The sequence below is a fragment of the Roseovarius sp. BRH_c41 genome, from assembly GCF_000961715.1.
Lineage (GTDB): Bacteria > Pseudomonadota > Alphaproteobacteria > Rhodobacterales > Rhodobacteraceae > Roseovarius.
The window spans coordinates 91,205-106,227 of the sequence record NZ_LADY01000037.1 but is presented as its reverse complement, the minus strand read 5'-3'; the positions used below and the strand labels follow the sequence as shown (position 1 = coordinate 106,227).

Here is a 15,023-nt window from a genome sequence, read left to right as displayed (position 1 = left end):
ACCCGGTTTTATGCTGAAAGAGCCCGGCCGGAAGGCAGTCCCGATCAGGTTTGACGACGAAACGGGAGGGGAACCCCTCCCGTGCCTGCAACGTGGCGGATTACTCCAACCAGCCCCGCTCGCGGTAGTACTTCTCAGCACCGGGGTGCAGCGGCGCGGACAGGCCCGCGCTGATCATCTCGTCTTCTTTCAGCGTCGCGAAGGCCGGATGGAAGCCGCGGAATTCCTCGATGTTGTCGAAGATCGCCTTGACCAGAACATAGACGGCCTCGTCCGACACATTAGCCGAGGTCACCAGCGTCGCGCCAACACCGAAGGTCGCGGTGTCGGCATGGGTGCCGGCATACATGCCTCCGGGGATCGTTGCGGTCCGGTAATAGCTGTTTTCGGCAACAAGGGCGTCGACGGCGTCGCCCGCCACTTCGACCATAACGGCCTCGCAGGTGGTCGTGGCTTCGGACAGCGACCCGGCAGGGTGGCCGGTGGTCATGACAAAGGCGTCAATCTGGTTGTCGCAGAGCGCGGCGGATTGCTCGGTAACCTTCAGTTCTGTCGCCAAGGCGAAGCTGTCGGTCGTCCAGCCCTTTTCGGCCATCAGCGTGTCCATGTTGGCACGGGTGCCGGACCCAAGCGGGCCAAGGTTCACACGCTTGCCTTCCAAATCGTCAAAGTTAGTCACGCCGGCATCGGCGCGGGCGACAACCGTAAACGCTTCGGGGTGGAGGGCTAGCACGGCGCGCAAACCTTCGAAGGCGCCCGCTTCCTGGAACTGGTCGCTGCCGTTGAAGGCGTGGTACTGCCAGTCGGACTGGGCGATTCCGAACTGCAGTTCGCCTTCGCGGATGGTGTTGATGTTGTAGATCGAGCCGCCGGTAGATTCCACGGAACAGCGGATGCCATGTTCCTTGCGGGTCTGGTTTACCAGACGGCAGATCGCGCCGCCGGCCGGGTAATAGGCACCGGTTACGCCTCCGGTGCCGATGGTGATGAATTCATCTGCATGGCCTGCACCAGCAGAGAGCGTGGTGGCAAGGGCCGTCGAAACAGCAACCGTCTTGATGTAGTTCATTGATATTGTCCTTCTGTTGGAGATTTTACTGGAAGTGAGTTGACCGAACCCCCGAGTTTCAGGTCGTATTCTGACCCATTCGAGGAATGAAAAAAGGGAATGAAATTTTAGAGCTACATTCCCTTTCGGAATTAAAAAGCGAAGCCTGCGGACCGGGGATCAGACGCGATCCCAAGACCGCCGTGTCCAAAAGGATTCTCTTGCCCGCTTGCTACAGCTTCAGCGCAGGACAAAGGGATTCGGGACCCCCTCAGCCAGGTTGATCCAGACGCATTTGGTTTGCAGGAACTCATAGATCGCGTCCTGTCCATTCTCGCGCCCAAGCCCGCTTTGCTTGTAGCCGCCGAAGGGCGCCATGAAGCTGACGGCACGATAGGTGTTCACCCAGACCGTACCGGCCCTGAGCGCATTCGACATCTTGAACGCTCGGCGGATCGATCCGGTCCAGATGCCCGCAGCCAGACCGTAGATCGTGTCGTTAGCGATCCGGATCGCGTCCTCTTCGTCCTCGAAGGGGATGATCGACAGGACGGGACCAAAGACCTCTTCCTGCGCGATCCGCATCGCATTGGTCACATCGCCAAAGATCGTGGGTTCGACAAACCAGCCATCGGCCAGATCAGCCCGGTCGGGCACCTTGCCGCCCAGCAGACAGGTTGCGCCCTCGTCCTTGGCCACTGCGATATATTCGAGTACCTTCTGTCGCTGCGGACGGGTGGTGATCGGCCCGACTTGCGTAGCCTCATCCATCGGATTGCCAAGCTGCGCGGTGGCGGCAAATTCGGTCACGCGCTGCGCGACTTCTTTGTAAATCGACCGCTGCACCAATAGACGTGATCCGGCGATACAGCTCTGCCCCGAGGCCGCGAAGATCCCCGAGATCGCCCCTTTGACCGCATCGTCCAGGTTGGCATCGTCGAAGATGATGTTGGGCGACTTGCCACCCAGTTCGAGCGAGACGTGCTTCATGCCCTTCGCCGCTGCCTGGTATACGGCCTTGCCGGTCGCGTCACCGCCAGTAAAGGCCACCTTGGCCACCTTGGGATGTTCGGTTAGCGCGGCGCCGATTTCGTGGCCATAACCCGTTACGGTGTTGACGACACCATTGGGGAAGCCAGCCTCCTTGAACAGGGCAACAAAGGCTAGGGTCGAGGCCGAGGTGAATTCGGACGGTTTGATCACGGCCGTGTTCCCAGCCGCCAGCAGCGCAGCCAGTTTCCAGGTCAGCAGCAGAAGGGGCGAATTCCACGGGGTGATGCAGACCACCACGCCAAGCGGTTCGTGGCGGGTGTAGGTGAACATGTCAGGTTTATCCGAAGGCAGCACACCACCTTCGATCTTGTCGGCCAGACCGCCGAAATAGCGATAGTACTCGGGCAGGTACCGCACCTGCCCCAACATCTCGGCGCGCAGTTTGCCGTTGTCGCGGACCTCAAGCGTCGCCAACTTCTCGGCGTCGCGCTCGATTAGATCGGCCAGTCGGTGCAGCAGCTTGCCACGTACAGTAGGGGTCATCGAGGCCCAGGGGCCGCTGCTGCCTGCGTCAAAGGCCGCCGCTATGGCGGCCTCTGCGTCCTGTGTGGTCCCCTGGGGGATCTGCGACCAGACCTTCCCGGTAAAAGGGTCTTCGCTGTCGATCCAGCGACCCGAGCCATTGGCCAGGGTTTCGCCGTTCACGATATTTAGGAACTGTTGCATGGTCATGGGATCAAATCGGCTGAAAGCCCAAGGCGCCACGGAAGCGGTTCTTGATGTGCACGCCATCGCGCGACGGCAGAACTCGGGGCTCGTTGCCCGGCTTGATCTTGAGGACCGCCAGACGCAGTCCGCCGCAGGTTTCCAGCGAATCGCGGAAGTCTGGCAAATCAGCCTCATCCGTGATGCACTGTGTATGCGGGAACCCCATGGAAGCCGCGATCTGATCGATCGCGATCCCGCGTCCGGCATGGCTTTCCTGCATACCTGTTTCGCCAAAATGACCGTTGTCCAGAACGGCAATCGTCAGGTTCGCAGGTTTTTTCAGCGCAACCGAGGCCAAGGCACCAAGACCCATCATCAGTTCACCATCACCGGTGATGACTACAACGGGGCGTTCAGGCTGCGCCATGGCCAGACCAAAACCCACGGTCACCGCCGACCCCATGGCCGCCCAGAGGTAATAGTTATTGTCATGATCGCCGGCGGCCATCACGTCATAGGAAGCTGAACCCAGGCCGGTGACGACCAGCATGCGGTCACGGTTTTCGAGCAGGCCAGCAACAACTTCGCGTCGCGGCAGCGTGCCGCCCTTGATCACTTGATCCATTCTTTTTCTCCGATCAGACGCTGGCTGAGAAGCAGTGCAGTCGCGCTATCGCCGTTGAAAGCCATGGTGGCGGCCCCGTGCAGCAGGGGCTCCACATCTTCGGGGTGGTCAGCCTTCCAGGTCATCACGCCCATCTGGCGCAGCGTACCTTCGGTGGCCTGCCCCATGGGGTTTTGCCAGCCATTGAACTCTGCCCATTCGCCGCGCATCGTCACGACCATCAACAGCGGAAAACGCGCGCAGGCCTGCAGAGCCAAGGTGTTAATGCAGTTGCCCACGCCCGAAGACTGCAGCAGAAGCGCGCCGCGCTGACCGCCAAGCCATGCGCCTGCAAGATACCCGATACCTTCCTCTTCTGTGGTCAGAACCACGGATTCGATGGAATTATCGGCTTCTGCCATACGGATGGCGACCGAATGGCCCGCATCCGGAACGTAAACGATATGTTGAACGTCGTGGCGCTTCAGAACATCGAAAACGTTCTGCTGCCAGTCCGGGCTTGATCGCTGATCAAGTGCCATTGTGCACCTCCCAAGTTTTGACTTGGCCAGGTTAAGCTCTCTTTCCTAGTAAAGAAAATAATACTAGTCTCTTTTAGATATCGCAGAATTAGATACCTTGAGGCTGATCTGGCTCCAGCATTTTCCCACCCCATTTGTTCGAGGCCACCAGTTCGGCTGAAATAGTGCGGAATAGCACCCCAGCATATCGGGTCGCAGGTTGGACCGGGCGGTCTGTCGGGAAGCACATGACCACGCGCCTATGCGGCTTCGGGTCCAACAGAGGAGCCACCTCAAGACGTCCCTTTAACATTTCCTCGTAAATCGGGGCCAAAGGCAAGAAGGTCACACCGAACCCCACTTTCACGAGGTCAAGCATCGCACGCATGGAATCGGCCATAATAGAGGCTTCGATGCGCACACCAGCCAGTCGCGCGCAGTCATCAACAATTTCTCTTAGGGCATGTCCGCGTGCCGGAAGTACAAAGCTCTCGCCAGATAAATCCGCAAACCGAACGGGTGTATTCATATCTAGGCCATATCCAGGTCGACCGACCAAAAAGAGGTCTTCAATGACAACGGGCTCGACCCTCAGCGCTGGAGACGGCGGAGGATTATATCCTGCCACAAGATCAAGCTCTCCTTTCTGAAGCCAGTCCACAAGGTATGAGCTGAACGCCGTTTTGAACTGGATCTCCAGCTTGGGATGGTCAGCCCTGATCCGCTTGGTGAGCTCTGGAATCATGAACTCACTCATAGTTGGAGTCAGGCCGATCCGGATCTGACCACGAAATGTCAAACCATCATCTGCCGCAATGGTTCTGATCGTTTCAGCTTCACCCATGATGCGTGCAGCAGCCGCAACAATCTCTTGTCCGATCGGTGTAACGCTCATGCCCCGCCCATGCCGTGCAAACAGGCGGACTTGCAGTTCTTCCTCAAGCAGCCGGATCTGACGACTAAGTGCAGGCTGGACTGTATTGAGACGCTCAGCCGCCCTGCTGAGTGAGCCCAACTCGGCTACATGAACAAGTGTACGGAGCTGAGTTATATCCATTTGCTATCTCCCTCTTAAGCGACGATAGCAGATTGGCAATCTAGTAGTAACCATCTTCTTTTCTGGGACGCCGCGCTCTAGCCAGACAAAAGTCGAGCCCCTGCCCAGGTCTCGGCTTCAATCAGGTCGGTTACGACATGTCGCAACAAATCCGCTACGACCATCTGCGCCCGTGTTACAGGACGCCCGGTTGGCAAGATCAAATAGACCCGTCGACGTAAGTCATCTCCTTCGATCTGACTGACCGACAGCGTGCCAGCGTCCCGTTCTGCCCGCACCGCATGGGCGGGCAGGATTGACGGACCGAACCCATTCGCCACCAGGCTTTTGATATTGGCGTAGGAATCGATTTCGATCGCTACCCCTGCGGTGACACCGACTGACTGGAACTTTTCGTCGATTAAGTCCCGCAATCCATGTCCCTTACTGGGCAGGACCATAGACTGCCCCGCCATCGCTGCCAGAGGCAAGCGCGCGGCCATGTCGCTGTCTGGGTTCGAAAGTATCACAAGGTCTTCCTCCAGCAAAAGATCAGACTGAAACCCCGGGAACCCGATATCGCGATAGAGAATGGCCAAGTCGACCCGATCTTCAGCCATCCAAGCGGCGATAAAACCGCTCATCGCTTCAGCAATGTTGATTGTTATCCGAGGGTAAAGCTTGTGTGCGGCGGCGATCAACGGAAGCGATACCATGGAGCTGATCGTACCTGGCAAGCCAATACGCACGACGCCTGAGGGATTGGAACCCAATGTGCTGATGTCATCGATCGTGCGAGACATCTCATCCAGGATGCGGCGGGCGCGCTCGGCCAGCAACAGCCCGGCCTCGGTCGGTACCACACCACTGCGTTGCCGCAGCATCAGTGGCGTTCCTAACTGATCCTCAAGTTTTCGCAGCTGTTGCGAAAGCGCCGGTTGCGCCACCCCCAAGGTCTGCGAGGCAGCGGTAATCGATCCCTGTTTCGCAATCTCCAAAAAATATCTCAGCTGCCGTGCGTCCAGCATGTCCCACCCCATACCGCTAGCGTATGGGAGAGATAGTAAACATATATTTGTCTAATGCCAGTGTTTACCACTATCACGTCGCAAACTAATCACGGGAATCCAGCCATGAATTTTTTGACCGACGACTACCAGGACATCCGCGACGGCGTAAAAGCCCTGTGCACCCAGTTCCCCGCTGAATATCATCGCAAAGTGGACGAGGAAAAGGCTTACCCCGAAGCCTTCGTCGATGCGCTGACGCAGGAAGGCTGGATGGCCGCACTGATCCCTGTTGAATACGGCGGGTCGGGCCTTGGTCTGATTGAGGCCAGCATCATCATGGAAGAGATCAACCGAGCGGGTGGAAACTCTGGCGCCTGTCACGGGCAGATGTACAATATGAACACGCTGGTACGGCATGGATCGGAGGAGCAACGCCAGAAGTACCTGCCCAAGATTGCCTCTGGAGAGCTGCGGCTTCAGTCTATGGGCGTGACCGAACCCACAACCGGCACCGACACCACCAAGATCAAGACCACCGCCGTCAAGAAGGACGGCCGCTATGTCATAAACGGCCAAAAGGTCTGGATCAGCCGGGTGCAACACTCGGATTACATGATCCTTCTGGCGCGTACGACACCTCTTGCCGAGGTGAAGAAGAAATCCGAAGGCCTGTCGGTCTTTCTCGTCGATATTAAAGAGGCCATGAAATCGGGCATGACGGTCCAGCCGATCCCGAACATGGTCAACCACGAAACTAATGAGCTGTTCTTTGACAACCTTGAAATCCCCGAAGAAAACCTCATCGGAGAGGAAGGCAAGGGTTTCAAATACATCCTGACTGGGCTGAACGCCGAGCGCGCGCTGATCGCGGCGGAATGTATCGGTGACGGCTATTGGTTTACCGATAAAGTCACCGCTTACGTAAGTGAACGTCATGTCTTCGGGCGCCCAATTGGGATGAACCAAGGCGTGCAATTTCCCATAGCCGAGGCCTTTATCGAGGTCGAGGCCGCCAACCTGATGCGCTACAAGGCCTGCGCACTCTACGATGCAGGCCAACCCTGCGGGGCCGAGGCGAATATGGCCAAGTATCTTGCCGCTAAGGCAAGCTGGGAAGCGGCCAACGCCTGTATTCAGTTCCACGGCGGGTTCGGTTTCGCCAACGAATACGACGTCGAGCGCAAATTCCGTGAAACGCGTCTCTATCAGGTCGCGCCGATCTCCACGAACCTGATTCTGTCCTACGTCGCCGAGCATATCCTCGGCATGCCGAGGTCGTTCTGATGCTGCCGCTCGAAGGAATTACGGTCGTTGCCATCGAGCAGGCAGTCGCCGCTCCATTCGCAACGTCCAAGTTTGCGGACGCAGGGGCCAAGGTGTTCAAGATCGAGCGCCCCGAAGGCGACTTTGCCCGCGGATACGACGATGTAGCCAAAGGGCAATCGAGCTATTTTGTCTGGCTCAATCGTGGCAAGGACGCGGTAACGCTGGATCTCGGCTCGGACAAGGGAAAGGAGGCGCTCGAAGACCTTCTCGCCGACGCAGACGTCCTGATCCAGAACCTGAAACCGGGGTCTCTGGCGAAACTCGGGTTTGGAACCGAACGGTTGCACCGCGATTATCCGCGTTTGGTCACCTGTTCTATTTCCGGCTACGGCGATCATGGCCCGATGGCGGACCGCAAGGCCTATGACCTCCTGATCCAAGCCGAAAGCGGCCTTTGCTCGCTGACTGGTGGACCGTCCGAACCGGCTCGTGTCGGCATTTCCATCGTCGACATCGCGACAGGCGCGACGGCATACGCGGCCATTCTCGAAGCGCTGATCCGTCGTGGTGTCACGGGGCAGGGCGCCGACATTTCGGTGTCGATGTTTGACGTCATGGCGGACTGGCTGACCGTCCCGCTCCTGAACCACGAAGGCGGCAAGAGCCCGAAACGCATCGGTCTGGCGCACCCGTCGATCGCGCCCTACGGCGCGTTCCAGCCCAAGTCCGGCCCCGCGATCCTGATCGCGATCCAGAGCGACCGCGAATGGCGGATGCTCTGCCGCGATTTCATCGGGGACGAGGCTTTGGCCAACGACCCGAGGTTTGCCACCAATGTCGCCCGCGTCAACAACCGCGCAGAAACGGATGCGGTCGTCGCGGCAGCCTTCGGCAAGATGGACTCCGCCGCAGCGCTCGAAAGACTGTCGGCCACAGGTATCGCCTTGGCATCGGTCAACGACATGGCCGGTCTGTCCGAGCATCCGCACCTGCGTCGTATCACCGTCGACAGCCCGAACGGACCTGTCAGCTTTCCCGCGCCTGCCGCGCGTTTCGTCGGCGAAGTGCGCAGCTACGGCGCCGTGCCCGCCTTGAAACCTCTGGAGAATTGACGATGCAAATCGATATCGCCAAGCTGCAAGGCTGGATCGGGCGCGAGCAAAAAGACAGCGAAGTTCTCTCGACCATGCTGGTGCGGCAGTTCAACGCCACCTTTGATCGGACCTCCGGCACCGAGCAGGGGGACGAGGCGCCGCTCTTGATCCACCTGTGTCTTGCTCAGCCGACCGCGCCCATGTCTGAACTCGGTCGCGACGGTCACCCCGCTCTTGGCGGCTTTTTGCCGCCGGTGCCTCTGCCGCGACGGATGTGGGCCGGTGGCGCCTTTACCTTTCACAGCGGGATACGCATCGGCGAAGAGGTTACGCGCCATTCGACGATCACCGATGTCCAGCTGAAAGAAGGCCGCTCGGGCGCATTGTGCTTTGTCACGGTCCAACACGAGGTCTCCGCCAATGGCCGCGCCGCGCTGAGTGAACGTCAGGACATCGTGTATCGCGACATCCCCGCCGCTTCGCAAGGTAAGCCCAAGGCCGAGCCCACGCCTGCGGCGGTCGGAGAGCATACGCGGGTCGTGGAACCGCACCCGACACTGCTTTTCCGCTATTCCGCGCTGACCTTCAACGGCCACCGCATCCACTACGACAAGCCGTTCTGCATCGCTGTCGAAGGGTATCCCGGTCTCGTGGTGCACGGCCCGATGCAGGCTACCATGCTCTGTCAGTACGCAGCAGATCTGCGTGGGCAGGCACCGAAGACCTTTGCGTTCCGTTCGCTCTCGCCGATCTTTGACAACGCCGATTTCACGGTGAACGCGGCGGAGGAGGGCGATGCGCTCAAACTCTGGACCGCCCGCACCGGCGGCCCCGTTGCAATGGAGGCGACGGCACAATGGTAAGCTCTATCGCAACGCCGCTTTTCGTGCCCGCTTCCAAGCCCGAGCGTTTCGTCAAGGCCGCAGCCCGCGGCGCGGATGCGGTGATCCTCGATCTCGAAGATGCCGTCGCCGCCGCAGATAAGGATACGGCCCGCGCCGCGCTAAATGCGGAGTTCACCGATTTGCCGGTGATCGTGCGCATCAACGCAATCGGCACGCCGTGGCACGCGGCAGACCTTGCCGCAGTCTCTGGCAAGGGATTTGCCGCTGTCATTCTGCCGAAATCCGAAACCGCCGAAACGGTGGCGCAGGTTGTTGCCGCCCTGCCGGGGCTGCCGGTCATCGCGCTGATCGAGAGCGCGCTCGGCCTTGCCAATGCGCGCGCGATCGCAGCGGTTGACGGGGTAGCGCGTCTGGCGTTCGGCTCGGTCGATTTCTGCGCCGATCTAGGATGTGCGCATCTGCGCGACATCCTGTTGCCCGCGCGCAGCGAACTGGTGCTTGCTTCCCGCTTGGGCGGTATCGCCGCTCCGATCGACGGGGTCACGGTCCAGCTCGACGATCCCGCGGTCACCCGTGACGACGCGGGCCATGCCCGTGATCTCGGTATGACCGGCAAGCTCTGCATCCACCCCAAACAGATCGCCGAGGTCAAACGCGCTTTCGCCCCGTCCGAAGACGAGATTTCCTGGGCCAAACGCGTCCTTGCTTCGGGGGACGGTGCGGTCGCTGTGGACGGTGCCATGGTCGACGAGCCTGTGCGCATCCGTGCGCGCGCGATCCTCGCCGCCGTACCGGAGTAGGGGTCGTGACGCTTCCGCAGCTCATACTCCTTCCGGGTCTTTTGAACGACACCGATCTGTGGCGCGATCAGGTGGCCGATCTTGGTGACTTGGCACGGCCCGAAGTGGCCGATATTACACAAGGTACGACACTGGAGGCTCTGGCCGAAGATGTCCTCGCCCGCGCCGAGGACAGATTTGCGCTTGCGGGCTTTTCATTGGGCGGGATCGTCGCGCTCGAGATCATGCGGCGTGCGCCCGAACGGGTGAGCCACCTCGCACTGCTCGATACGACGATGCTGCCGGATGATCCCGACCGTGCCGCCGAGCGCGACAGGCTGGTCGAAACCGCAAGGTCCGATGGCAAGTTCCACGGGTTCGGCGAACGGCTGCTGCGCTGCTATCTCGCGCCGGAAAATCTGAAGAACGCTGCGATAGCGGACCGCGTGCGCGCCATGACGGAGCGCCTCGGCCCCGATGTGTTCGTCCGCCAGAGCCTGATCGCGCGTCCTGACAGCCGCGCTTCTCTCGGCGATATTACTTGCCCTACCTTGGTCCTGTGCGGAGAACATGACGCTTGGACACCGCCGGCCATCCACCGTGACATGGCCATCGCCATTCCAAACTCGCTGCTCGTCATCGTGCCGGGAAGCGCCCACCTCACTCCGATAGAACGGCCCGGCGCCGTGTCGCGAGCGCTGCGTGCGCTACTTGCGCGCAAGAGCGATTGAAGACTCTCTCCCCAACTCGAATGAGGACCACCGATGAAGATATTAGTGCCCGTGAAGCGGGTGATCGATTACAACGTCAAGGTTCGCGTTAAGGCGGACGAGACGGGTGTCGATCTTGCCAACGTTAAGATGTCGATGAACCCGTTCGACGAGATCGCGGTCGAAGAAGCCATCTGTCTGAAGGAAGCTGGCGTAGCCAGCGAGGTTGTCGTCGTGTCGATCGGCGTCAAGCAAGCGCAGGAAACGCTGCGCACGGCTCTGGCTATGGGCGCGGACCGCGCGATCCTTGTGACCGCAGCCGATGACGTGCACACGGATATCGAGCCGCTGGCCGTCGCCAATATCCTGAAAGCCGTTGTTGATGAAGAACAGCCCCAGATCGTTCTGGCCGGAAAACAAGCCATCGACAACGACATGAACGCCACTGGCCAGATGCTGTCGGCGCTGCTGGGCTGGTCCCAAGCGACCTTCGCCTCCGAGGTCAAAGTTGAGGGCGACGCCGCCGTTGTGACCCGTGAAGTTGATGGCGGTCTGCAGACGATCAAGGTGCAACTGCCCGCGATCATCACCGCCGATCTGCGCTTGAATGAGCCGCGCTATGCGTCGCTCCCGAACATCATGAAGGCTAAAAGAAAGCCATTGGACGAAAAGACACCCGCCGATTACGGCGTCCATGTTACGCCGCGCCTGACTGTTGTGAAAACATCGGAACCCGCCGTCCGCGAAGCCGGCGAAATTGTTGGTTCCGTGGACGAGCTAGTGGCGAAACTCAAAGAAGCGGGGGCCGTGTAATGTCTGTACTTCTTCTTGCCGAAGTAACCGATGGCGAGCTAGCGCTGGACGCCACCGCCAAGGCTGTAACCGCCGCCAAGGCAATCGGCGATGTGACCGTTCTGTGCGCGGGGGCGTCGGCCTCTGCTGCGGGTGCGGCTGCCGCCAAGGTCAACGGTGTGGCCAAAGTTCTGGTCGCCGAGGACGCGTCGCTGGGCCATCGTCTGGCCGAGCCGACGGCCAATCTGATCGTGTCGCTGGCCGGAGACTACACCCACATCGTGGCGCCCGCGACGACAGATGCGAAAAACATCCTGCCCCGCGTTGCGGCCCTGCTGGATGTGATGATCTTGTCGGATGTGACCGGTGTTGTTGACGCCGACACGTTCGAACGTCCGATCTATGCCGGTAACGCCACCCAGACCGTGAAATCGGACGATGCGACCAAGGTCATCACCTTCCGTACCTCGACGTTTGACGCGGCGCGTGAGGGTGATTCGGTCGCTGTAGAAACCGTTTCGGTCGCTGCGGTGCCGGGCCTGTCCGAATGGGTCGAAGACAAGGTCGCGACCAGTGATCGCCCCGAACTGACCTCGGCCAGTATCGTCGTGTCGGGCGGTCGTGGCGTCGGCTCGGAAGCAGACTTTGCGCTGATCGAAAAGCTGGCCGATAAACTGGGCGCAGCGGTCGGTGCCTCGCGCGCTGCCGTCGACAGCGGCTATGCCCCGAACGACTGGCAGGTCGGTCAAACCGGCAAGGTCGTCGCCCCCGAACTATATGTTGCCGTCGGCATCTCGGGCGCGATCCAGCACCTTGCAGGCATGAAAGACAGCAATATCATCGTCGCCATCAACATAGACGAAGAGGCCCCCATCTTCCAAGTCGCAGACTACGGCCTCGTCGCAGACCTGTTCGACGCTGTTCCGGAGCTTACGGAGAAGATTCGGGTCCCATAACAACCGTGCTGCATCAGAGCTTTGCGGCTGTGGGAAGCATCATTCTCCCCTGCTTCCCGCGTCCGGGCAACATTGCCCGGACGCCTCCTCCAAAGGAAAACTATTTTGTTCGACAGAATCCTGATTGCCAACCGTGGCGAGATCGCAATCCGCGTAATGCGCGCGGCTAACGAGATGGGGAAGCGCACAGTCGCGATCTATGCCGAAGAAGACAAGCTTTCACTTGATCGTTTTAAGGCGGACGAAGCCTATCGTATCGGTGAAGGGCTTGGTCCGGTTGCTGCCTATCACTCTATTCCGGAGATCATTCGGGTGGCGAGGGAATGCGTCGCCGATGCGATCCATCCTAGCTATGGCCTTTTGTCCGAAAACTCCGACTTCGTCGACGCCTGCACCGCCAACGGCATCAGGTTTATCGGTCCCAAAACCGAAACCATGTGCGCGCTTGGCGACAAGGCCTCCGCCCGCCGCATCGCGATTGAGGCTGGCGTGCCGGTCATTCCCGCCACCGAAGTTCTGGGCGACGATTTCGACGCCGTCACCGGGAAAGCCGCCGAAATCGGCTATCCCTTGATGCTGAAAGCCAGCTGGGGCGGCGGCGGTCGCGGCATGCGTCCGATCAACGGCCCCGAAGAGCTTAAAGAAAAGGTTCTGGAAGGCCGGCGTGAGGCCGAGGCCGCATTTGGCAACGGCGAGGGCTATCTGGAAAAGATGATCACCCGCGCCCGCGACGTCGAGGTGCAGATCCTCGGCGACAGCCACGGTCAGATCCATCACCTGTTCGAGCGCGACTGCTCGGTCCAGCGCCGCAACCAGAAGGTCGTCGAACGCGCCCCCGCGCCCTATCTGTCCGAGGAATAGTGCGCCGAGATTTGCGAGCTTGGCAAAAAGATCTGCCAGCACGTGAACTATGAATGCGCGGGCACTGTCGAGTTCCTGATGGAATGGAAACCGGCAAGTTCTAATTCATCGAGATAACCCCCCGCGTTCAGGTGGAACACACCGTGACCGAGGAAGTGACCGGCATCGACATCGTTCAGGACCAGATCCTAATCGCCGAAGGAAAGACCCTGGCCGACGCCACCGGCGCATCTAGCCAGGCCGACAGCACGCTGCGTGGCCACGCCCTGCAAACCCGTGTGACGACCGAGGATCCAACCAACAACTTCATCCCTGATTATGGCCACATCACGCGCTATTACTACAGCCTGCTGACCAAGGTCACCGCATGGGCGCCGACACCGGAAAAAGCAATCCACCGCATGGACCGTACCCTGCGCGAGCTCCGTATTCGCGGCGTGTCCACGAACATCGACTTTGTGATCAACCTGCTGAAGCAACCGACCTTCCTGTCGAATGAATATAGCACCAAGTTCATCGACACGACGCCAGACCTGTTCAACTTCAAGGCCCGCCGCGACCGCACAACCAAAATCCTGACCTATATCGCGGACACCAGCATGCGTGATGGCCACCAGTCCCTGCTGGCAACGCAGATGCGGTAGATCGACATGATCAAGGTCGCCCCCGCCTATGCTGCCAACCTGCCGCAGTTGTTCTCGGTCGAATGTTGGGGCGGCGCGACGTTCGATCTGGCCTATCGCTTCTCGCAGGAATACCTGTGGTAGCGCCTGCGCGACATCCGCGAGAAGTTGCCGAACCTGCGGACGCAGATGCTGCTGCGTGCCTCGAATGGGGTTGGCTATACCAACTATCCCGACAACGTGGTGCAGGCCTTTGTCAAACAGGCCGCCACCAGCGGCGTCGATGTGTTCCGCTTCTTCGACAGCCTGAACTGGGTGGAAAACATGCGCGTTGCCATGGCCGCGGTGATTGACACGAACAAGATCTGCGAAGGCACGATCTGCTATACCGGCGATCTGTTCGATCCTGAACGTTCCAAATACAACCTGAAATACTATGTCGCCATGGGCAAAGACCTGCGCGACGCCGGTGCGCATCTTCTGGGTCTGAAATACATGGCCGGTCTGTTGAAACCGGCGCAGGCCCGCGTGCTGATCAAGGCCCTGAAAGAAGAGGTCGGCCTGCTGATCCACTTCCACACCCATGACACCAGCGGCGTGTCGGCTGACACCGTTCTGGCGGCAGCGGATGCAGGCGTTGACGTGGTTGACGCGGCAATGGACGCTTTCTCGGGCGGCACCTCGCAGCCCTGCCTTGGCTCGATCGTCGAGGCGACTAAGCACACCGATCGCGACACCGTTATCGACGTCGGCGCGGGGCGCGAGATCTCGAACTACTGGGAGGCCGTGCGCCACCAGCACGCCGCGTTCGAGGCCGGTCTGGAAGCCCCCGCTACCGAAGTGTACCTGCACGAAATGCCCGGCGGCCAGTTCACCAACCTCAAGGCACAGGCCCGTTCCATGAGGCTTGAGGAACGCTGGCACGAGGTCGCACAGGCCTATGCCGACGTGAACATGATGTTCGGCGGCATCGTCAAAGTGACCCCCTCGTCCAAGGTTGTTGGCGACATGGCCCTGATGATAGTCAGCCAGAATCTGACCCGGTCCGAGGTCGATTTGCCAGCGCCTCAATTCAACACCGCGCAAATGTTTCCGTTACAACACACCCGAGGAAGTCTTCGAAGCCAACCTGATGGAAATCCAGAACTGGCTGAGCTAAAAGAACAAAGCAGAAATT

13 protein-coding genes and 2 pseudogenes are annotated in these 15,023 nt (G+C 59.8%); 9 read left to right on the top strand and 6 right to left on the bottom strand.

The window, feature by feature from the left end; genetic code table 11:
- Positions 1-100 precede the first annotated feature (100 nt).
- From VR71_RS11805 to VR71_RS11780, 6 genes are all read right to left on the bottom strand, one after another.
- On the bottom strand, positions 101-1,069 hold the full coding sequence (locus VR71_RS11805; RefSeq protein WP_045684111.1) for a TAXI family TRAP transporter solute-binding subunit: 969 nt from the start codon (positions 1,067-1,069) through the stop codon (positions 101-103).
- Positions 1,070-1,288: 219 nt separating this feature from the next.
- Positions 1,289-2,767, bottom strand: coding sequence for an aldehyde dehydrogenase (locus VR71_RS11800; protein WP_045684274.1), 1,479 nt, complete (start codon positions 2,765-2,767; stop codon positions 1,289-1,291).
- Between the two features lie 10 nt (positions 2,768-2,777).
- Positions 2,778-3,374 (bottom strand): thiamine pyrophosphate-dependent enzyme, encoded by a 597-nt coding sequence (locus VR71_RS11795; protein ID WP_045684109.1) that lies wholly within the window; start codon positions 3,372-3,374, stop codon positions 2,778-2,780.
- Positions 3,362-3,895 carry a thiamine pyrophosphate-binding protein gene (locus VR71_RS11790; RefSeq protein ID WP_045684107.1) on the bottom strand — a complete coding sequence of 178 codons (534 nt, stop codon included), beginning with the start codon at positions 3,893-3,895 and terminating at the stop codon, positions 3,362-3,364. Before VR71_RS11790 ends, VR71_RS11795 begins: the two co-directional genes overlap by 13 nt.
- 88 nt (positions 3,896-3,983) lie before the next feature.
- Positions 3,984-4,931 (bottom strand): LysR substrate-binding domain-containing protein, encoded by a 948-nt coding sequence (locus VR71_RS11785; RefSeq protein ID WP_045684105.1) that lies wholly within the window; start codon positions 4,929-4,931, stop codon positions 3,984-3,986.
- A 77-nt stretch (positions 4,932-5,008) separates the two neighbouring features.
- Positions 5,009-5,938 carry a LysR family transcriptional regulator gene (locus VR71_RS11780; RefSeq protein WP_296430286.1) on the bottom strand — a complete coding sequence of 310 codons (930 nt, stop codon included), beginning with the start codon at positions 5,936-5,938 and terminating at the stop codon, positions 5,009-5,011.
- A gap of 105 nt (positions 5,939-6,043) precedes the next feature.
- On the opposite strand from VR71_RS11780, the gene VR71_RS11775 reads away from it, so the two are divergent.
- The 9 genes and pseudogenes from VR71_RS11775 to VR71_RS24920 form a co-directional block, all read left to right on the top strand.
- Positions 6,044-7,204, top strand: coding sequence for an acyl-CoA dehydrogenase family protein (locus VR71_RS11775; protein WP_045684103.1), 1,161 nt, complete (start codon positions 6,044-6,046; stop codon positions 7,202-7,204).
- Entirely contained in the window at positions 7,204-8,298 is a 1,095-nt protein-coding gene (locus tag VR71_RS11770; protein WP_045684101.1) for a CaiB/BaiF CoA-transferase family protein, read from the top strand. Before VR71_RS11775 ends, VR71_RS11770 begins: the two co-directional genes overlap by 1 nt.
- 2 nt (positions 8,299-8,300) lie before the next feature.
- Positions 8,301-9,143, top strand: coding sequence for a MaoC family dehydratase N-terminal domain-containing protein (locus VR71_RS11765; RefSeq protein ID WP_045684099.1), 843 nt, complete (start codon positions 8,301-8,303; stop codon positions 9,141-9,143).
- Positions 9,137-9,925 (top strand): CoA ester lyase, encoded by a 789-nt coding sequence (locus tag VR71_RS11760; protein ID WP_045684097.1) that lies wholly within the window; start codon positions 9,137-9,139, stop codon positions 9,923-9,925. Before VR71_RS11765 ends, VR71_RS11760 begins: the two co-directional genes overlap by 7 nt.
- Before the next feature lie 5 nt (positions 9,926-9,930).
- Positions 9,931-10,635 carry an alpha/beta fold hydrolase gene (locus VR71_RS11755; RefSeq protein WP_045684095.1) on the top strand — a complete coding sequence of 235 codons (705 nt, stop codon included), beginning with the start codon at positions 9,931-9,933 and terminating at the stop codon, positions 10,633-10,635.
- Positions 10,636-10,668: 33 nt separating this feature from the next.
- Positions 10,669-11,427, top strand: coding sequence for an electron transfer flavoprotein subunit beta/FixA family protein (locus VR71_RS11750; RefSeq protein WP_045684093.1), 759 nt, complete (start codon positions 10,669-10,671; stop codon positions 11,425-11,427).
- Positions 11,427-12,362 carry an FAD-binding protein gene (locus tag VR71_RS11745; protein ID WP_045684091.1) on the top strand — a complete coding sequence of 312 codons (936 nt, stop codon included), beginning with the start codon at positions 11,427-11,429 and terminating at the stop codon, positions 12,360-12,362. Before VR71_RS11750 ends, VR71_RS11745 begins: the two co-directional genes overlap by 1 nt.
- Before the next feature lie 156 nt (positions 12,363-12,518).
- Positions 12,519-14,902 (top strand): annotated as a pseudogene (locus VR71_RS11740) (biotin carboxylase N-terminal domain-containing protein); the annotation flags it as partial.
- A pseudogene (locus tag VR71_RS24920) lies at positions 14,895-15,005 on the top strand (IS30 family transposase); the annotation flags it as partial. The pseudogenes VR71_RS11740 and VR71_RS24920, both read left to right, overlap by 8 nt.
- Between the last annotated feature and the right edge of the window lie 18 nt (positions 15,006-15,023).

Excerpts from the sequence above, each read along its gene's own strand:
- VR71_RS11805 (WP_045684111.1), bottom strand. The coding sequence starts at position 1,069 with ATGAACTACATCAAGACGGTTGCTGTTTCGACGGCCCTTGCCACCACG.
- VR71_RS11800 (WP_045684274.1), bottom strand. The coding sequence starts at position 2,767 with ATGCAACAGTTCCTAAATATCGTGAACGGCGAAACCCTGGCCAATGGC.
- VR71_RS11795 (WP_045684109.1), bottom strand. The coding sequence starts at position 3,374 with ATGGATCAAGTGATCAAGGGCGGCACGCTGCCGCGACGCGAAGTTGTT.
- VR71_RS11790 (WP_045684107.1), bottom strand. The coding sequence starts at position 3,895 with ATGGCACTTGATCAGCGATCAAGCCCGGACTGGCAGCAGAACGTTTTC.
- VR71_RS11785 (WP_045684105.1), bottom strand. The coding sequence starts at position 4,931 with ATGGATATAACTCAGCTCCGTACACTTGTTCATGTAGCCGAGTTGGGC.
- VR71_RS11780 (WP_296430286.1), bottom strand. The coding sequence starts at position 5,938 with ATGCTGGACGCACGGCAGCTGAGATATTTTTTGGAGATTGCGAAACAG.
- VR71_RS11775 (WP_045684103.1), top strand. The coding sequence starts at position 6,044 with ATGAATTTTTTGACCGACGACTACCAGGACATCCGCGACGGCGTAAAA.
- VR71_RS11770 (WP_045684101.1), top strand. The coding sequence starts at position 7,204 with ATGCTGCCGCTCGAAGGAATTACGGTCGTTGCCATCGAGCAGGCAGTC.
- VR71_RS11765 (WP_045684099.1), top strand. The coding sequence starts at position 8,301 with ATGCAAATCGATATCGCCAAGCTGCAAGGCTGGATCGGGCGCGAGCAA.
- VR71_RS11760 (WP_045684097.1), top strand. The coding sequence starts at position 9,137 with ATGGTAAGCTCTATCGCAACGCCGCTTTTCGTGCCCGCTTCCAAGCCC.
- VR71_RS11750 (WP_045684093.1), top strand. The coding sequence starts at position 10,669 with ATGAAGATATTAGTGCCCGTGAAGCGGGTGATCGATTACAACGTCAAG.
- VR71_RS11745 (WP_045684091.1), top strand. The coding sequence starts at position 11,427 with ATGTCTGTACTTCTTCTTGCCGAAGTAACCGATGGCGAGCTAGCGCTG.